This is a genomic window from Paenibacillus jamilae (assembly GCF_050482105.1).
Classification (GTDB): domain Bacteria; phylum Bacillota; class Bacilli; order Paenibacillales; family Paenibacillaceae; genus Paenibacillus; species Paenibacillus jamilae_B.
The window spans coordinates 115,051-134,355 of the sequence record NZ_JBCNHI010000020.1; the positions used below are offsets into that span (position 1 = coordinate 115,051).

At 40.8% G+C, this 19,305-nt stretch carries 17 protein-coding genes and 2 pseudogenes; 16 read left to right on the plus strand and 3 right to left on the minus strand.

Translation table 11 applies throughout. The features are described from left to right. Window positions 1–341 precede the first annotated feature (341 nt). The 4 genes and pseudogenes from ABEW32_RS19360 to ABEW32_RS19375 form a co-directional block, all read left to right on the plus strand. Window positions 342–1,469, plus strand: coding sequence for a WXG100 family type VII secretion target (locus ABEW32_RS19360; protein WP_430190804.1), 1,128 nt, complete (start codon window positions 342–344; stop codon window positions 1,467–1,469). Window positions 1,470–1,484: 15 nt separating this feature from the next. Continuing rightward, window positions 1,485–1,814, plus strand: a complete 330-nt coding sequence (locus ABEW32_RS19365; RefSeq protein ID WP_430190807.1) for a hypothetical protein — start codon at window positions 1,485–1,487, stop codon at window positions 1,812–1,814. A 344-nt stretch (window positions 1,815–2,158) separates the two neighbouring features. Then, window positions 2,159–2,704: a hypothetical protein gene (locus ABEW32_RS19370; protein WP_430190810.1), complete on the plus strand. Its 546-nt coding sequence runs from the start codon at window positions 2,159–2,161 to the stop codon at window positions 2,702–2,704. A gap of 69 nt (window positions 2,705–2,773) precedes the next feature. After that, a pseudogene (locus tag ABEW32_RS19375) lies at window positions 2,774–2,929 on the plus strand (restriction endonuclease); the annotation flags it as partial. Window positions 2,930–3,403: 474 nt separating this feature from the next. On the opposite strand, the gene ABEW32_RS19380 reads toward ABEW32_RS19375, so the two are convergent. Further along, on the minus strand, window positions 3,404–4,876 hold the full coding sequence (locus ABEW32_RS19380) for an amidase family protein (RefSeq protein WP_430190812.1): 1,473 nt from the start codon (window positions 4,874–4,876) through the stop codon (window positions 3,404–3,406). A gap of 1,519 nt (window positions 4,877–6,395) precedes the next feature. On the opposite strand from ABEW32_RS19380, the gene ABEW32_RS19390 reads away from it, so the two are divergent. The 7 genes and pseudogenes from ABEW32_RS19390 (at window position 6,396) to ABEW32_RS19420 (ending at window position 11,853) form a co-directional block, all read left to right on the plus strand. Further along, window positions 6,396–7,739 (plus strand): helix-turn-helix domain-containing protein, encoded by a 1,344-nt coding sequence (locus tag ABEW32_RS19390; protein WP_430190815.1) that lies wholly within the window; start codon window positions 6,396–6,398, stop codon window positions 7,737–7,739. A gap of 4 nt (window positions 7,740–7,743) precedes the next feature. Beyond that, window positions 7,744–7,893 carry a hypothetical protein gene (locus ABEW32_RS19395; protein ID WP_153794997.1) on the plus strand — a complete coding sequence of 50 codons (150 nt, stop codon included), beginning with the start codon at window positions 7,744–7,746 and terminating at the stop codon, window positions 7,891–7,893. Window positions 7,894–8,337: 444 nt separating this feature from the next. Then, window positions 8,338–9,536: pseudogene (locus ABEW32_RS19400) on the plus strand (WXG100 family type VII secretion target). Continuing rightward, the gene (locus tag ABEW32_RS19405; RefSeq protein ID WP_031463195.1) at window positions 9,529–9,882 is read left to right on the plus strand and encodes a hypothetical protein; all 354 of its coding nucleotides are present in this window, start codon (window positions 9,529–9,531) and stop codon (window positions 9,880–9,882) included. The pseudogene ABEW32_RS19400 and the gene ABEW32_RS19405 overlap by 8 nt, the downstream one beginning before the upstream one ends. A 690-nt stretch (window positions 9,883–10,572) precedes the next feature. Then, window positions 10,573–10,773 carry a hypothetical protein gene (locus tag ABEW32_RS19410; RefSeq protein WP_430190819.1) on the plus strand — a complete coding sequence of 67 codons (201 nt, stop codon included), beginning with the start codon at window positions 10,573–10,575 and terminating at the stop codon, window positions 10,771–10,773. 32 nt (window positions 10,774–10,805) lie between these two features. Further along, the gene (locus tag ABEW32_RS19415) at window positions 10,806–11,354 is read left to right on the plus strand and encodes an RNA 2'-phosphotransferase (RefSeq protein WP_430190821.1); all 549 of its coding nucleotides are present in this window, start codon (window positions 10,806–10,808) and stop codon (window positions 11,352–11,354) included. Between the two features lie 196 nt (window positions 11,355–11,550). Then, the gene (locus ABEW32_RS19420) at window positions 11,551–11,853 is read left to right on the plus strand and encodes a YunC family protein (protein WP_123797037.1); all 303 of its coding nucleotides are present in this window, start codon (window positions 11,551–11,553) and stop codon (window positions 11,851–11,853) included. 149 nt (window positions 11,854–12,002) lie between these two features. Here ABEW32_RS19420 and mtnA read toward each other — a convergent pair whose 3' ends face one another. Then, the gene (gene mtnA, locus ABEW32_RS19425; RefSeq protein WP_430190824.1) at window positions 12,003–13,112 is read right to left on the minus strand and encodes an S-methyl-5-thioribose-1-phosphate isomerase; all 1,110 of its coding nucleotides are present in this window, start codon (window positions 13,110–13,112) and stop codon (window positions 12,003–12,005) included. Next, window positions 13,109–14,341, minus strand: coding sequence for an S-methyl-5-thioribose kinase (gene mtnK / locus ABEW32_RS19430; protein WP_430190826.1), 1,233 nt, complete (start codon window positions 14,339–14,341; stop codon window positions 13,109–13,111). The genes mtnA and mtnK overlap by 4 nt, the downstream gene beginning before the upstream one ends. A gap of 308 nt (window positions 14,342–14,649) precedes the next feature. On the opposite strand from mtnK, the gene ABEW32_RS19435 reads away from it, so the two are divergent. The 5 genes from ABEW32_RS19435 (at window position 14,650) to sufU (ending at window position 19,279) form a co-directional block, all read left to right on the plus strand. Beyond that, the gene (locus tag ABEW32_RS19435) at window positions 14,650–15,120 is read left to right on the plus strand and encodes a Dps family protein (protein WP_430191986.1); all 471 of its coding nucleotides are present in this window, start codon (window positions 14,650–14,652) and stop codon (window positions 15,118–15,120) included. A gap of 416 nt (window positions 15,121–15,536) precedes the next feature. Further along, window positions 15,537–16,319 (plus strand): Fe-S cluster assembly ATPase SufC, encoded by a 783-nt coding sequence (sufC, locus tag ABEW32_RS19440; RefSeq protein WP_013370290.1) that lies wholly within the window; start codon window positions 15,537–15,539, stop codon window positions 16,317–16,319. 23 nt (window positions 16,320–16,342) lie between these two features. Further along, window positions 16,343–17,647, plus strand: coding sequence for a Fe-S cluster assembly protein SufD (gene sufD, locus ABEW32_RS19445; protein ID WP_430190829.1), 1,305 nt, complete (start codon window positions 16,343–16,345; stop codon window positions 17,645–17,647). Further along, on the plus strand, window positions 17,644–18,867 hold the full coding sequence (locus tag ABEW32_RS19450; protein ID WP_430190831.1) for a cysteine desulfurase: 1,224 nt from the start codon (window positions 17,644–17,646) through the stop codon (window positions 18,865–18,867). The genes sufD and ABEW32_RS19450 overlap by 4 nt, the downstream gene beginning before the upstream one ends. After that, window positions 18,857–19,279, plus strand: a complete 423-nt coding sequence (gene sufU / locus ABEW32_RS19455) for a Fe-S cluster assembly sulfur transfer protein SufU (RefSeq protein WP_013309555.1) — start codon at window positions 18,857–18,859, stop codon at window positions 19,277–19,279. Before ABEW32_RS19450 ends, sufU begins: the two co-directional genes overlap by 11 nt. Window positions 19,280–19,305: the final 26 nt, after the last annotated feature.

Consider the following 19,305-nt stretch of genomic DNA (forward strand, 5'->3'; position numbering starts at 1 on the left):
ATTTAAAATAATTAAAGAATAAAATCTATATTTTGTAAATATTTTTCTATACAATCCTTTTTTATAAAGGGGGCTGGGTTATGTTAAGGGCCAAATCAAAATAAGTTTGCTTCTTGAGTTACAGCACATAGTTGGATCAAGATTTAAAAGAGACTAATACTATATTCTAACTTAAGCATCATCTAACAGCGATATACACTACTTTAGATATAATAAATTTGTTTATTTCAGTTCAAATGTCACATGGATTTAAAAGGGAATAACAGGATTGTAGATGGATTTCCCTAGTTCCCCCCTTCTGATAAGATTATTTCCATCAAAATTAAAGTGGGCGTGGTAGAATGGGGAGAATATTGGTTCCACCTGACAAATTGATGGAAGTGGCTGATCAGTTCTTACACGGAAAGCATGAAATGGAACGTATGCTGAATTCTTTGAGCAGACAAATTGATTTTGTGCAACAAGGCTGGTCAGGAGCTACCCGAGAAAGATTTTTTCAGGAATTTCAGGTTTCTCGTCAATCCATGAGTGTAACGCTTGAACGACTTTCTACGGTTGCACAAGAACTCATTTTTATTTCAAATAACTTCACACAAGTAGATGGGGAAAAAGTCGTATTAGATGTGCCAGGGAATGGTGTACCTATCAAAACAGCATCCAGCGGTGAAGGTTGGTTACATAAAATTTTTGAACAGATTGGAAAAGCGGAGATCACCAAGGCGGAAGCTCAGTTGGAAGCTAGCAAACTACAAGGAGAAATTTTCTGGGATACTGCACAGGGAGCAAAAGGTGCTATCCAGGAAGATTTAACCCTAGGGATACTGCCTGATAAAGAACGGGATTATGATCATCCTATGGCAGCTAAAGTAGGCGAAATTCTCGGCCACGTAGCTACGACATTGCAGGGCGCTGGTGAGGTGGTAGCTGGAATAGGTGGAGAAGGATTATCAGTTGCTGTTTCATCTACAGGAGTTGGAAGTATCGTTGGAGTACCAGGATTAATTGGATCAGCAGCTTTGGCAGCGCATGGAAGTACCACCGCATATAAAGGTGCAAGCGGAATAGGGAAAAGCTCAGCGGAATTGTGGCAGATGGTAAAGGGAGAAGATGCTCCTTCTTATGGGAAGAAATCTGTTCCATCAGGTCCTTACCGTGAAGTAGACGGTTATCCTGTAAAAGTAAAACATGGAGATCAAGAGAAGCATATTGTGGGGACACCCAACTACAAACAAGACTTAGCAAATGGTAAGAACAAGAGTATCCTCTATGGTGATAACAAAACCGCACAAGAATTACTTGATAGTTATTCTGGAGAAGGTGATATGTTTAAAGCCGGACGGGAAAGGATTGATTTCGGAAAACCTATTGGGAAATACTATAATAGAGATACTGGTATGTTCGAGGAAACCACAAAAGGAATAATTCATTACAGTAAAGATGGCGCTCATATTGTACCTGCAGCGCCTTAAACCAAGGAGGAATATATGGGATATGATTCTTTAATTAAAGCCATTATTTCAGTACCAAAAGAAGAATTAACTATTCATTGGAATAGTGGATTAAAGATTATTGGTACTAGGGACACCATCTATGAAACAAACAATGGCTTAGATGAAGATGATAATGGGTTCATTGAATATGATGCTGCAGTTGTTGAAGTTAAAAAAATAATATCTAAGCCGATTACCGATGAAGGAAGTATATATAAATGGTTGCAAAAAGGAAAAAGTTCCTTTATTGAAATTTCCCTGCATGATGACCCCCCCAGCATGATCACCTCTTCTGATGGGTCTATTATTTGGAAAAATGAATAGCTTAGATTATCCTTAATTGAGTTTTTTTCACTTAATTGAGGATAATCTTTCACTTTTTTTCATGATGTTTATAATTATAAGTTCCATCATCTACTCCTTTCATGGGAGCTTTAGCTATTTTTTAGTTTCAACTGAATAAATTTCAGTGTTTGTATATTATTATAAAGATTGCTATTCGATGTTTCTTCATAACTATCGCCTTTTTGTAGATTAAAAAGCTTCTACTATAATCATTCTAACGGATAAGCTTCCTTAGAAATATCATGATACTAAAATAAGACATATTGCCTATTTCCTGAATTTCCCTTATGATAATTATACTATTACCAGACAAGGGGATACATATGAAGAAAGCTATTCTACTATTATTAATGTTTGTTGTTTTAATTCCATCACAAGTATTGGCAGCAACATCTACAAAAGCTATGTCAACAAGTGAAATCGAAAAATTATACTTTGAGAATTACAAAGATCGTGTAAAAGAAATTAAAGCTGCACAAAAAAAACTTAATGCTGTTCTGGGGGCAGAAGTTCGTGAACTAACTCAGAGATTAAACCAGGCAACTGCGCGATATAAAAACGAAGTGAAAAATAAGTCTAGTAAAGCGGTAATAGCTCAAGCCAAGGCTGATTGCGATAAATTAAAGAAGCAACTCAGTGTGGCAAAGGTGGAACTAAGTAAAAGTATTAAAAATTACAAGCGAGAAAGTGACCAAATTTTAAAGGATGTTGCAAAACAGAAAGCAAATCTTATAAAATTCATTAAGAATCACACGGCAGGAAAAGATAAACTTACCGAGTCTCAATTTAGCAAGCAAGTTAATGGAGAAATTATGTCGATCGACAATTCATTTACTGGAGCTTTAAAAACGTTAACGGAAGCTGAATAATAGGGAGTAAGGCGGCAGGCATTACCTGTTGCCTTTTTTAATTTAGATTTTATTGTTTCTAATTTATAGCTGTTCAATTGCTTGGGTTATAGTGATACGTATAAAACACAGGATAGTAGAGATTTTGGAGCAGATTTGGTATTTACGGATCGTGAGGGATACCGTAATGTCCTTCAGGCCAAACGGTATGCAGTCACCAATCCTGTTGGGATAAGCTTAGTACGTTTAAATGGTGGGATTTCCTATATTTCTGTGCATGTGAATATCAAACAAAATGGGTGTCATCAAGTGTCCCCCAAGGAAATATCCTTTTGTAATGTCGTCACTATTCCATGTCACCAAGGTGACACGATTCCTACTCCGCGAAGTCGCGGAAAATTCGTTCATGAGTGAGGGAGTAAAATTGTGCTGTCTCCCTTTTATTCTTCGCTGGACAGAATTGTCCAATGTAACGATGTCGTTACAAATTAATGTCCGGTGACAATAAAGTTTTTGACCAAGAAAACAAAGTTGTAGACTGGCTGCTGGTATTAAGCTAACGGGCAGTATGGCGTAGCCATGATATTTGAATATATGATACGGTTCACCGTACCGTAGTGTATTTAAACACAAAGTACAATTTGACCACAAAATATACCTCTATATAAAGACAAAGCCACTCCTTACAATGGAGTGGTTTCTTTGCATGGAACTTCTCTTTTACTTATAACTGAGTAACGGCTTTTTTCTATGTTTTGTTCGTTGTTCATATGCAAATGCTATACGAATTAGCATAGGTTCACTAAATGCCTTTCCTGCAAACGTAACTCCAAATGGTCTGCCGTTGTCTTTGAAGCCAGCGGGAACAGCTACTGATGGATACCCTGCCCTTGCACAAATTTCTGCTCCCACATATGATGGAAACATAATTGCATCCAATCCGTATTTCGCTATGGCATAATCTATGCCTTCATTCTGGGAATAATATAAATCAGTTAAAGACTCTAATATATAGTTCGGATTCTTCAATGGATTCACTAAATGTTGACGGTTCTTCAGTAAATCTTGTCCATATTTCAAAGCCTTCTCGGAGTTTTTTTCGTTCCACTCAACCAATTCACTAAATGTATGTACAGGCATACTTTGTGGAAGGTTTCGGAGATAGTTATCAAGACCATGCTTAAATTCGTTATTTAACTTGTTCCAATTCCATTTCCTATCGAAGGCTGGCATTTCAATGTCTTCAATGACGATTGCTCCCGCATTTGTTAGTTCCTCTACAGTATTATTAAATAATATTTTATCATATTCGTCAGGGTCACGAAATTGCTCTAATGGTACATCTCTATAAACCCCAATTTTCGCCCCTTCTAAGCCATTCTTGTCTAAGTAAGTTGAATAGTCAATCGTATCATCATTTTTCCATGTAGCAGGGTCATTATCGTCTTTACCTGCAAGTACACTAAGTAAGATTGACGCATCTGATACTGTCCTTGCAATTGCTCCAGCGGTATCTTGAGAATAGGAATAAGGTATTATACCTGTACGACTTATAAGCCCAACTGTAGGCTTTATACCCACAATCGAGTTTTGAATAGCTGGACTTAAAATTGATGCTGAAGTTTCCGTTCCAACTGCAACACTTGTAAAATTTGACGCCACAGCTACAGCAGAACCAGAACTTGACCCACCCACGAAAAAGTCACCGTATGGATTTAATACTTGTCCGCCTTTAGAACTGTAACCTGCCCACATATTTGAGGATACACCGTTTGCCAATTCAGTCATGTTTGTTTTTCCAAGGATAATGGCTCCAGCTTCTCTAAGTTTTTTTACAAGAAAGGCATCCGTTTCGCTAATGTTGTTTTCCAGTGCTAACGCTCCTGCACTCGTCCGCATTTTGTCCTTTGTTTCAATATTTTCTTTCAACAAAACAGGTATACCATGTAAATACCCTCTAATTCCTCTTGTTTTTCTTTCTTTGTCTAGAGCTTCTGCAATAAAAATCGCATCTGGATTGATTTCCATTATAGAATTTATATTTTGACCACTCTGGTCGTGTGTTGCAATACGATACATGTAGTACATAACAAGTTCCCTAGAAGTAACCTCCCCTTTTCCCATTGCTTCTTGCAATTCAAAAATGGTTACTTCCTCACCATTTAGATTCTTAAGTTTAAAATTAGGTTCCATTTAGTTGCTCCTTCAATGATGAACTTTTCTATTAGAAATTACATGAAATCTATGCTTTGTATACTAGCTTTTATGCTACCATATGTTGGAACTAACTACAATATCCGTTATAGCTTCATATTCTGCTTATAGTCGGTCTATGGAAGTGCCTACGGTATATGTGATAACGACCAACATGGAAAAGGTGTACTCCAACTATCCCTAACCACTTCATGAGAACGACTAAACAGCCTTCACAGGCATGTTTCAATCCTACATTAAGGTCTATCACAACCCTATCAAAGTCGTTCAGAAGTCCACACAGACCCACTCCTGCTCAAACATACAATGTCAATAACTTCGAGGGTGTAGGAGTGTCAGAAAGTCTGCCTAATGGATTTGAAATGTTTCGTATGTCTATTAGTAACATCTGAAATGTAAAATTAGCTAATCTATCCGATAAATTGTAGGATAACTCACGGTGAACCGCATTATAAAGAGTGTGAAGTCATTGAATTAACGGGATAAGTTAGTTTAATAAAACGGCAGTAGTTTCGGACTTTATTCTCTTCGGACGCTTGATTCATTCAACGTAAAATTGCGTTCAATCGGGGTACAAAAACAACCCTAGATATCTTGTCTAGGCTCTTTGCTGTGTCTATGTAGGTAATAAATTTATTATACTGTGTGCTATTCCTCATTTTCCTCGAACTGCATCAATACAGATACATTTTTAATGTTTAATGCGTCAGCAATTCTTGTCAACATCGCTAAATTAACTTCTTCACGTTCATTCCTGCACAATTCGGATATTGCTGCTTGTCGTACATTTGCTTTTTCTGATAATTACATCTGAGTGACCCCCTTTTCCTTCATAACTTCCCTCAGTTTTAATTTTAAGGGGGGATAGTTTACACCCAAAACTCCCATTAAATTTCCAAATAATGCAGCAGCACATCATTTTATAAGCGATCGATTCAGACTTTCGAACAATTTGGTAAATATGCAGAATGCCTGCGCATTTCCAGTAGGCAAAATATTCGAAATGATATCTCTTCCTGAATTAATTGGTACCGATACGGAAAATTTTCTGGAACGGAGGGGTGAAATCAAATAACCATTCAATTTATATAAATATGTGCCTAGCACTTCCACTCCCCGACATAGCCTGAATTTTATACCATCTCTAATATCATTAAGGTTGCTTGTATGTCATACACCCAATTTAAGCTCAATTCATAGATTAATTACAAGGGAGTACATACATGACTATTTAATGGAGTAACTTTGTATTGGATGAGTTGTATTATGATTTACCCAATAAACTATAGATCAACATAAAGATGATACCCTTAGTCATAAAATCATCGCAAACTATCCTAAAAGGTATCTTAAGTTCATATATGAAAGGTATATGATTTTATTCCAAAAGATGGTACAATCATGATCATTAGAGCATTCTACTACTTGTTTCACAACTACATAATAATTTTAACTATGCATCGTATTATGAGTTCACGTTGAAAGGGTGGTTTAATCCATGAAAATTACACCCACGATTAGAGCAGAATTGGAGCAATATCTTAAACAAGAAGGCTTGAGCTTATCGCAATTTGGACAAATTACAGGGATGAATAGGGGAATAATAAGTAGCATTGTAACAGGTAACAAATCTATGTCTATTAATCAGCTTGATCGAATTACTGAAGCTATGGGCTTACCAGAGGGTCACTTTTATGATCTATTTATAGAAAACTACATCATTGACCATCCTCCTAATATGAGGCGAATTGAACCGTTTTTATATCGCTGTGCGGAGTTGGAAAAGTTGGATGCGATCCGTCGAGTGGTGGGAGCCATCATGGACAATCTACTCTATTCGCCCAAACTATTTGAAATTGCAGAAGGATTGTTGGCGCAGGGACGACTAGAAGCGGCATTGATACTCTATGAGGGGGTAGCTGAAGCGGAGAAATATCAACACTCTGAACGCCTAGCCATCTGTCAATATCGCCTATTTAAGATTCAGATTGGAAATGACCAAGAAAAGAATTTCCAATCAGCACTTCAATTTGAGCCATTTGTTAAACGTCTCGATGCTATAGACCAATTAGATGCCCTTATAGATTTGGCTAATGTATACCGATCATTGCGAAAATGGGAACGCGTTAAGGAAATTGCTAAGGATTTAAGAACTTTAGCCAAAGCACAATACTCCTTAGAATATTCCCAGAAGAGGGGAGAGTGCAAGCCTCAGCGACCGTTATTTTTTTATATAGCATTCAGTAAATCACTTATTGGTGGCGTTTATTATGAACAAGGAAAATATGAGTTGGCGTTACAAATTGCGTATGAGTCTTGTGATTTGGATTGGGTGAGAGAGACCGACGAAGAAGCATTGCGCTGGAAAAGCTTGTTTCAAGAATGGGGCGAGGCTAACATATGTTTAACTAAACTCATGGCTGGAGATACAGAGGTACTTCCTTTATATATTGATCTTATTTCAACAAACAGAGAGGAATTACTACCGGGTCTGTGGAATATAATGATAGTAGCCAATCGTTATAAATTAAATGTAGACAGTATTTTGAGCCAATTTGAGTGGGAAATATCCAACATACATGATCAAGAAGGAAGACAAACGAATGACAAGCAGAATATTAATGATCAGCTTGTTGGCTTTTTAAGTGAATTGGCTGACTATTATTTGACCAATGGTCAATACAAGAAGGGAATTAGTTACTTATTAGACTGTATGAGAATATCCACTATAATCAATAATGAGCACTCTATACTTCGTTGCGTGAGAATGTTTGAACGTTGTCGCCAATTTGTCACAGATGAAGCTAAAGTGGAGTATCGAAATTTAGTGGAAATGGGGTAATGTTATGAAACGTTTGATTAAAGGGTTATTCGCGACTACTTTCTTATTAGTTTTTATAGCAAGCACACAAACAATAAACCTTCAAGATTTTGGTATGCCACAGGCATTTTCTAACGGTGGTTTCTCAGTGTTTGGCTGGCACATAGGTAGTTAGTACATTTGTTTAGATAGTTCGAAACTTTTGTTTTTGAAAGAAGAATATTAAGTCACAATTAAGGGTTAGACGGGATTGTCCGTTTAGCCCTTTTGATTTGTATGAAAAAGATCGCTAAATGTATTGTTGAGTTGGAGAGAATTTATGGTGTCCAAAATGAAAAAATCAGCATACTGACAGGGAGTCAACTAATTTTAATCCCTATGCTAAAAAACAAACCGGTATTGCTCAGGAACTTGGCATCACGAAGCAGCAGTTACATAACTACTAAAAACTTCTCACTCTTGATCCTGAATTGCAGGATATGGTTGTCGTTACAACTATAAGGTCTTTAGACATAGGTAGAAAGGTTAATCCTTCACATAACAATTAGGAATTAAGATGGTTTTCCATAAATTTGAATAGTGTTACTATGTCATAACGAACTTAAACTAGAGGTATATTATGACAACCATTAAGGTGACACCTGAGCAGCTTATGACTGTCTCCAAGCAGTTTGAGTTAGCACAGCAAACGGCAACTCATATGAACAGTAACTTAGTACAACAAATTTTATCTATGGGGCAGTTGTGGGAGGGTATAACAAAGGAACACTTTTACTATTCCTTCCAGACCTCTCAAAAGAATATGAATGACTTTGTTACACTTACGGACTCCATTTCTAAAGAACTACGCCATCATGCAGATAAATTCAAATTAGCAGATCTGATGGAAGCAGGTAACATTGACGCAAGTTGTTTACCACCTCCACCTAATTCATGTGCTGTTCCTGCTCCAGATACACGAAATGCATTCCAGAAATCAGTAGATACTTAACTGAACTAGGTCAGGATTTTGTAGACGCTAATTCAGTACGCTATGAGAAGAAGTTTGATTCGGTTTGGAGCTTCTTAGATTATATGTCATATGGTATTCCAAAAGGAATGTATCAAGGATACATGGAACGGGCAGCTAAACAAAATGATTCATGGAATGACATGCTCAATTTCGGTACATTTGGAGTAACGGGTATGATTCAGGGAGCATTCAATCCCAACAATGCCTGGTCAAAGGAACACTGGGCTAATATAATCGGTACAGCAGGATTGTTTGGAGGAGTTAGTTCTGTAATTAAGCCTAAAATTGGGATTGGTAGTACAATAAAGTTAAACGGTGAAGTTAGACCATTTCCCAAAGGCCATGATCTAGATTTGAAATCGTGGGAAGAGATGCCTGTAAGTGGTCAGAGGAAGGTAACTCCAACTGGACACAGAATTATGAATGTTAGTGAAATGAAGTCATTTAAAAAAGAAATGGATGCACTAGAAATAAAGGTTTTAATTGATAAGAAAGATAAAATTTTGCCTGAAAGTGCTGCGGCTGGTTTTAATCCAGCTACAGGAGAAATAGTTTTGAGAAAAGAACCGACAAATTTGAGTGCAATTCATGAGTCTTATCATGCCAAGCAGTGGAAGGAACTAGGGAAGGATAACTATCTACAACAAAGCACTCTTGAGAGAGAAGAATTCGTTTATAATGAAATCATGAAAAACAAAGAGCTATTTAATGATGGTGAAATTCTCTTTTCACAAAAATATATCTATAAATTAAGAAACGGGGATTGGCCTCCACCGGGCTGGAAAGGTTTTGAAAATAATGAGTGAAAAGATAAGCAAACATCTCACAGCTGAACGAGCTATGCAAATAGCTGAGAACTACAAGGAGAAGTATAACCTTTCTGGAACAATAGACGGTACAAAGGAACGTACTGTAAAATTTTATACTCAGTTTGACGATTCCAATCTCCCAGTTTGGCTTGTAATGGTAAGTATAATTCCAACTGTATTCCAAGCAGATGATGAGTATACAATTGTGATCTCAGATGCAGAGGAACAGGTCAAATATCTAATTGATCCTAATGGACATTATTATGCTCCTCATACAAAAGAGGATGGATTAACGGACGAAGAATTTGATAGATTATGGAATGAAGATTCAGAAGACAATTAATCCGTGAAGCTTGCTCCCTAAACATAGAGAGTAAGCTTTTTTCATAGTGATTAAATTGGAATAAGAGTGTGGGATGATTCTTTCTAGTTGGGTGAAATCAGGAGCAAATCGTGCAGTTCGAATGCTTGCTTGAGCTTCGTCAAGTGTAAAGTTCCTAGTTATAACGTTAAATTCTTCATCCATAACCTGAGTGCTATTAAGAGATGGAATTACTAGATTAAAAAACGTAGGTATCAAAATTAGGGAAGTTAAAGATATAGTGTTCATACATGAACGCTAGAATGGAGAGGTTCTCTTTTGGAGATTATGAAGTTAGACGATATTATTAAAAACACCCAATAAAGGAATCATTTTAATTGGAACGAATTTTGGTTTAGATAAGCAGGATCATACCAATTTGAAAGGTTTGATAGGTTCAAAAATACAAGTAGATAAGATAGATGGAACGAAAAGCGAACTGGACGTATTGGATATAAGCATTTCTTTCTCCATTACTAACCATCCGCTAATTGGAATTAGTGTAAAGGATTCAGAAAACATTGAAGATATAAAAAACGGAACACAAGTAATACGATTTTGTAAAATAAATTAAGCGAATATTACTTTGATGAAGACTGGTATGGGGAAAATTCATGTGAGAATCTAACTATTTTAATATAATAAATTACATATTAGAAAGGAGGGGGATTTATGAATCGGAAATTCTTTATTATGGCTTTGGTAAGAGGTATTTTCGTGTATTTTCCTTGTGGATTAGGAGTTGCAATAATAGCGATGGCTTTTAGCATAAATAGTCTAAGAAGTTTTTTTATTGGAGCTACAATCTTCCTTATCGGGGCATTGGTGCTTTACTTCACAAGACGCTATGAATCATCAGATTGGTTACTATAAATAGAAAAACATTTTATTAGAAGGAGTACATCATGTTAACGCCAAAACAAGAAGAGAGCCTCAGTAAATTTATGAGTAAGATTCTTAGGCATACACCAGAACAGTATGGTCTGGAGCTGGACCATGAGGGTTATTGTGACATTCAAGATCTGATTCAAGGAATAAGATCAGAGAATAGATGGTCTGAGGTCAGTGAGTCGGATATCGAGCAAGTAGTAAGCCATTGTCCAAAACAAAGATATGAGATGGTTAATGGGTACATAAGAGCTAATTATGGGCACAGTGCAGGCAGATTAAATTATGAGGAAGCTACTCCACCAGCAGTTCTCTATCACGGTACAAACACAAAGGTAATTCATAACATTTTCACTGAAGGAATTAAGCCAATGGGCCGAACGTATGTACATCTGTCTGAAGCTCTTGAGTTTGCGATTTTAGCAGGTAAAAGACGCGGGGAACTAGTGATCCTCGAAGTCGACACAGCAAAGGCATTGGCTAATCAAGTGAAGTTTTATAAAGCCAACCATGGAGTTTGGCTTGCCGACTTTGTACCGCCACAGTACTTGAAGAAGCTTGAATAAAGCGTATACCTAGAATATTACGATGATCACAGAGACTAGCAAGGAAAGATTTTGTCTAGTCTTTTTGACATTGCCTGTTTTGCTGTACATACGTGATCCGCCTAAAATTTTGAATATATCCACGAGTGTCCACACTTACCCGCAAATGCCGCATAAAATATCCCGGATGAACAAAGAGGAGGTGCATGTAATAACCATGATACACATGGAACCCATTCAAGTGGGTGAGCATACATTTACCGGGGTCGAGGTCAAACTGCCTAAAACAACGCTGTTGACGATCTCCAACTCCCGTGGTTACATCATGTGTGGTGCGTTGGATGTCGGATTACTCAATGAGCGGTTGGCGGATCGGAAAATTCTTGCTGCACGAGCTGTAGGGGTAAAAACGCTGAAGGAACTGTTAGAAGCACCAATGGAGTCAGTGACAACGGAAGCTGAGCAACTTGGAATTAAGCCGGGGATGCCAGGCTATGAAGCACTATTAAAACTGGTGTAGGAAGCCTAGTAATAGTTGTTGGATAAAAGCAAAAAAATCAAAAAACCGGGCGCTACGGCTCCGGTTTTTTCTGTGAAATTTTTCATTCTATCGAGTGAAGTATTTGAACTATTTGAATTATATACGAAGTGTATAACCTGCAAGAGCAATTAATCGGCAAACAAAGCGGTGAGGTTCTCGCTAAAAGGGGCCTGAACCATTCCTTTTTCGGTAATAATGGCCGTAATGTACTCATGAGGTGTAACGTCGAAAGCGGGGTTGTAGACTTTGATGCCTTGTGGGGCAGTTCTTTTGCCAAAGCTTTCGGTAACTTCTTCTGCGGCACGCTCCTCAATTGGAATATCTGCGCCAGTCGCTGTCTGCAAGTCAATGGTAGATAACGGCGAGGCAACATAAAAAGGTATACCATGTGCCTTCGCCAGTACAGCCAGGCTGTAGGTGCCGATTTTGTTGGCCACATCCCCATTAGCGGCAACTCTGTCTGTGCCGACAATGACCGCCTGAACCCATCCTTTGGACATCACCATGCCTGCCATATTGTCACAGAGCAGGGTGACATCTATACCTGCCTGCTGAAGCTCAAAGGCGGTCAGACGCGCACCCTGTAATACGGGGCGAGTTTCGTCAGCGAATACTTTCAGGTGGATGCCGTTCTCCTGAGCCAAATACATAGGCGCCAGCGCTGTTCCGTATTTGGCTGTTGCCAAGCCGCCTGCATTGCAATGAGTGAGTACGCCCATCCCGTCCTCGAACAAAGGTAAAGCATGGATGCCGATTAGGCGGCAAACTTCTTCATCCTCTGCCTGAATGGCTATAGCTTCACGCTCCAGCCCTGCATTCCAGTCTTCGATCTGGCCTCCCTTAGTTTCAGTGACGAGTTCGCCGGCACGCTTCTTCATGCGGTCCAGAGCCCAGAACAGATTCACGGCAGTCGGCCGTGAGGTGGCCAAATGGCCACACACTTCGTGTACATGCTCCAGCCACCCAGTAGCGTCATTGCCTCGATAGGAGACAGCCCCCAGCACAACACCGTAGGCTGCGGCCATGCCAATGGCGGGAGCCCCCCGTACCTTCATGGCATGGATGCCATCCCACACTTCTTCGGTGGTGAATAAATCCAGCATGACGATCGTTTCGGGCAGTAGACGCTGATCCAGCATGGACAAGTGGGTACCCTTCCATACCAGCGAAGATAAAGCCTGTCCAGTCATAGCTGCTTTTCGGGAGGAGGTAGGGGTCCATTCTATGTTTTCACTCATATGCATGATGCTCCTTTGGTTTGGCTCGCTGTTGCTGTCCGAACAATATCTTCTAGTTCCCGGATCGAATGAAGCTCGCGATTGCGGAGAACCAGAGCTTTTCCGATCGATAACGCCAAGCGTTCTGCGGCTTCCTTGATGTCTGGATCGGCGATGGTATCGATATCCGCCACATGCGACAGACTGATGATCCGGCGGATCACTTTGCACCCTGCAAAGCCAATTGTATCTTGCAGCACTTTCTGAAGGTACAAGTCCTGGTATCCTGGTGTACGTGCCATATGATCAGTGACATGTTCGTCCCACAGTTTACGGAACCTACCCTCAAACCGCTCCCATACTTGAATGGCAGTCTCCAGAAGCCAGTCACGCCGTTCTTTTAGAGCCTCCTCACCAGAAGTCCATCCAGGCTGTGCTGCGTAGTTCAACAGCAGATTGGCGATGACCGCCCCGATATCAAACCCCATAGGGCCGTAGTAGGCAAATTCAGGATCAATGACTTTAGTTGATTCAGTTGTAACAAAAATACTGCCCGTATGAAGGTCACCATGCAGAAGCGCCTCTGTTCGTGTCAAAAACTTTTCTCGCAGCAAAGCCACTTCCAGATGAAGCACTTGATCTGATCGGAGTGCCTCGGCTTCGTCTTCAATGTATACACCATAGTTGTTATTGTCTGAGAAGCGATATGGTTCATCTAAAATCAGATCCTCAGTTATTTTGCAAAGTTCAGGGTTGATAAAGCGTTTAACCAGCTCTTTTTTATCCTGCTGATTCATGCCTAAATCTGAGGTGAAAAAGAGTGTGCGTGCCAGAAACTCCCCAATATGATTAGCAAAATGAGGGTAGGTGTTGCCTTCTATTAGCCCCCTGCGCATGATTGTGTGTGAGCTAAGATCCTCCATCACGGTTAACGCCAGCTCATCGTCGTAGCTCAGTACTGCGGGAACCAATTCCGGGCAAAGCCGGTGTTCCTGCTGAAGGGCCTCTCGTTCAATACGTGCGCGATCCAGCGACAACGGCCAGGATTCACCTACAATTTTTACATAGGGAAGTGCCTGCTTGGCAATGATACTCTTGTTAGACTTGGAATCCGTAATATGAAAAACCAGATTTAAGTTGCCGTCACCGATTTCTCGACATTCTAGATGGGCTGTCTGACTGAAAAATCCGGGGATGTTCTTCACGAATTCAATGGCTTCTTCAGTCGTTAAGGGATGATATTTGGACAATGAGGTCACCTCCGTAAATTGTGCACATGTAAATGGGTGAAAAAAATATCACATTATTAAACCAAGTATTTTGATAGGATAGAGAAAGTATAACGAAATTCACTGAAATTTTGTACATTTTTTTTATGATAGATTGGAAGAGAGGAAACTGTTCTTATTGTTTCGTCTCTGTACAGAAAGGGTAAGTATAAAACAGACGTCCGGCAGGTGATATTCGAATGCCCGCTGGCGTCTTACCGTCAGCAGTGACGGTGATGGATACGTAAACGCTTCTGAAAGTCAATTTGATAAAAAGGAAGGGATTTATGATGGCTAAAACAACAAGTAACTCAAAAAATACGCAAACCCAATCGGTCGAGGAGCTTTTAAACCGTCAAGTCGCTAACCTCAATGTGTTATATGTAAAAATTCATAACTATCACTGGTACGTGAAAGGCTCCAGTTTTTATACACTCCATGTCAAATTCGAGGAATTATACAATGAAGTGACATTGAAAATGGACGAAATTGCTGAACGTCTGCTCGCCTTGAAAGGCTCTCCTTCCGCAACGTTGAAGGAATATCTGGAGTTGTCCTCAATTAACGAGGCCACTGGCAATGAAGATGCTCCGAAAATGGTGCAAACCCTCATTGAGGATTTTGCGACTGTATGTGAGGAATTTCAGGAAGGTATCGAATTGGCGGAAAGTAATTCCGACCAGCCTACTGCAGATTTGCTGATCGGCTATAAGGCGGATCTGGAAAAACATATGTGGATGCTTCGTTCTTATTTGGGCTAACTCTCAAGGACTTTACTTAATCGGATATGCTTTAGCTTGAGGAATTTAAAATACCCCTTACATGTAAAACGCTACTGACGTCATGCTGTCAGTAGCGTTTTTATGGCTAAAAGGATTATGTATGCCATGGTTTTTGTACTACACTGTAACTATACAAACATTTGTAGGATGGATTTTGCTATTTGTGTGCTTGGTAGGATGAACATTTTATGAAGAAAGGAGGATAACGTGCGTCTGTTAGTTGCACCCTTAAAGATATTTATTATAAAATAACTTGAGAATCATTGAGAATCAGTTTAGAATGATTATAAATAAATTTTGAAATATTGCATTTGCTTGAAATCAGGGGGCTCCCCTGTTTAAATATACTTTCTGATTTCGACACCACACTACATTTTTTGGAGGGTATTGCGAATATGGCTACAAACTTTAAGATTGAAGGTCTCAAAGCGACCATTGAAGGCAAGGAAATTTTGAAAGGTATTAACCTCGAAATGAAGGGTGGAGAAATCCATGCCATCATGGGTCCTAACGGAACAGGTAAAAGTACACTCGCTTCTGCTTTGATGGGTCATCCTAAATATGAAGTCACAGATGGCAAAGTAACCTTGGATGGAGAAGACGTGCTGGATATGGAAGTGGATGAGCGTGCACGTGCAGGCTTGTTCCTGGCAATGCAGTATCCAAGTGAAATTGCAGGGGTAACAAACTCCGACTTTTTGCGTAGTGCAATCAACGCGCGTCGTGAAGAAGGACAAGAGATTTCCCTGATTAAGTTTATCCGCCAAATGGAAAGCAAAATGAAAGAGCTTGAAATGAATCCTGAGTTTGCTCACCGTTACTTGAATGAAGGTTTTTCCGGTGGTGAGAAAAAGCGGAATGAAATTCTGCAAATGATGATGCTTGATCCGAAAATTGTCGTTCTGGACGAAATTGACTCCGGTCTGGATATCGATGCTTTGAGAATCGTAGCTAACGGTGTAAATGCTATGCGTTCTGAAGACCGTGGCTTCCTTGTGATCACTCACTACCAACGTCTGTTGAACTATATTAAACCAGATTATGTACATGTGATGATGCAAGGACGTATTGTTAAATCCGGTGGTCCTGAGCTTGCAGAGCGCCTGGAAGCGGACGGCTACGACTGGATCAAGGAAGAACTGGGTATTGTTGATGAAACTGTGGGACAAGAGGCGTAAGCCGGAAGCGAGGAGGAAAACTGATGACAACACAAACAATCCTTCCGGTAGATTCCGAGCAACTGCGTGTTCTGTCTGAACGTAATGGCGAGCCAGCATGGCTGGCCGAAGACAGACAAAAAGCACTTGAGCTTGCAGGCCAACTGGAGCTTCCGGTATTTGAAAAAACAAAAATCGAGCGTTGGAATTTAAACGATTACGGTCAACATAAACTGAGCGAGGCCATTGCATCGGTAGGGCAGGTTCCAGCAGCCATTGCCGATCTGGTCAAAGAACAGCAGGAGGGCGGTCTGATTATACAGCGCAACTCCGGTGCGGTATACGTGAAGCTGAGCGAGGAACTGGCGGCGCAAGGCGTCATTTTCACGGATTTGCAAACGGCGGTCAAAGAGCATGCTGATTTGGTCAAAGCTCATCTGAATACTGTTATTAAAGCTGAAGAAAATTCATTATCTGCATTGCATGCAGCACTCTGGAACGGCGGAGTATTTGCTTATGTGCCTAAAAATGTAGAGCTGAATGTTCCGCTTCAAGCTGTGTTCCTTACGGACGATGCGACTGCAACATTTGCGCCGCATGTGCTGCTCATAGCTGAAAATCATAGTTCCGTGACGTACGTAGACAACTATGTATCTGCGGATTTGGCGGCACCTGTTCTTCATAACGGTGCGGTAGAAGTGGTTGCAAATGCGGGGGCTAAAGTGCGTTATGCCACTGTGCATCAGTTTGGAGAGCAAGTAACGGATATTTCCATTCGTCGTGCCACACTGGGAAATGACGCTGCTATCGAATGGATCGTAGGCGAAATGAATAACGGTAATACAGCAAGCAATACTATGTCCGTGCTTAAAGGCAACGGCTCCAACTCGGATGCCAAGGTTATTGCTGTAGGTTCCGGCTCACAAAAGCTGAACTATACGACTCAAGCACAGCATTTTGGTAAAAATTCTGCTAGTCAGATGATTACGCGCGCAGTTATGCGTGAAGAAGCATCTTCCATCATTAACGGAATTACGAAAATTGAAAAAGGTGCTACCAAAGCAGACGGTCAGCAAACGGAACGTGTTCTGATGCTCAGCCCGCAAGCACGTGGTGACGCTAACCCGATCCTGCTGATTGATGAAGATGATGTAACGGCAGGACACGCAGCTTCGGTTGGTCAGGTTAACCGTGAGCAAGTGTATTACTTGATGTCCCGCGGAATTAGCCGGGCAGAAGCTGAACGGTTGATTATTTATGGCTTCCTGGCACCAGTCGTATCTGAAATTCCGCTTGAAGGACTTCAACATCAGCTGCAAAGCCTTGTTGAAAGGAAGTTAGGCCAATGAACACTGCATTGATCCGTGAACAATTCCCGATTTTACATCAGGAGATTAACGGTCATCCGCTGGTTTATTTGGATAATGCGGCCACTTCGCAAAAGCCCCTGGCGGTCATCGAGGCGATCAAGCACTATTACGAATTTGATAATTCGAACGTGCACCGTGGTGTGCACACCTTAGGTAGCCGGGCTACGGATGCTTATGAAGGTGCGAGAGAGAAGGTAGCCCGCTTTCTGAATGCCAAGCGCAGTCAAGAAATCATTTTTACACGCGGGACAACAACTGCACTGAATCTGGTGGCTTCTTCTTACGGTAGAGCTAACTGTAAGGAGGGTGATGAAATTGTCATCACACCAATGGAACATCATAGTAATCTGATTCCGTGGCAGCAGGTAGCCAAAGCCACGGGTGCGACTTTAAAATATATTCCGCTTCAAGAGGACGGTAGCGTTGATCTTGCTGACGTGGAGAAAACCGTCACAGAAAACACAAAAATTGTAGCGATTGCGCATGTCTCCAATGTGCTTGGTGTTGTAAATCCGGTCAAAGAGATTGCTGCTATTGCTCATCGCAAAGGTGCAGTCATCGTTATCGACGGTGCACAAAGCACGCCACATATGAAAGTAGACGTGCAAGACATAGATGCTGATTTTTATGCTTTCTCTGGTCATAAGATGTGTGCCCCTACAGGAATTGGTGCACTCTACGGCAAGAAGGCGTTGCTGGAAAACATGGAGCCCGTTGAGTTTGGCGGTGAAATGATCGACGATGTCGGATTGTATGAATCCACATGGAAGGAGCTGCCTTGGAAATTTGAAGGCGGCACCCCGATTATTGCTGGAGCTGTTGGCCTGGGAGCTGCCATTGATTTTCTGGAAAGCATCGGACTAGACGCCATTGCCCAGCATGAGAGCCGTCTATCCAACTATGCCCTCAACCGTCTTCGTGAAGTAGAGGGTTTGACGATTTACGGACCTGCTGAACGTCATGTCGGGCTCGTAACATTCAACCTGGATGATGTGCATCCGCATGATGTAGCTACTGTACTGGATAGCCAAGGGGTGGCCATACGTGCAGGCCATCATTGCTGTCAGCCATTAATGCGCTGGTTGAAAGCCAGTGCCACTGCACGTGCCAGCTTTTACCTCTATAATACGGAAGAGGAAATCGACGCTCTGGTCAGCGCCTTAATCCAAACGAAGGAGTATTTTGGCGATGCAACTTGATGACTTGTACCGACGCGTGATTATGGATCATTATAAAAACCCGCGTAATCGCGGACGTTTTGAGGACGATGCTGTTACGGTGGATTTGAACAATCCTACGTGTGGTGACCGGATATCCCTTCAACTCAAAACGAAAGACGGCGTGGTGGAGGATGCCCGTTTTACTGGCGAAGGCTGCTCGATTAGTATGTCCTCGGCTTCGATGATGACAGAAGCGGTCAAAGGGAAAACGATTGATCAGGCCTTGGATATGGCGAGCCGTTTCTCCTCCTTGATGAAGGGCGAAGCCGTCGAATTTGACGATTATGAAGAATTGGAAGCTTTGTCAGGTGTTAATAAGTTCCCAGCTCGTATTAAATGTGCGACATTGGCTTGGAACGCGCTGCGCAAAGGGATTGATGAAGATAAATAATTTAAATAGGATAGAGGAGGTTTGAG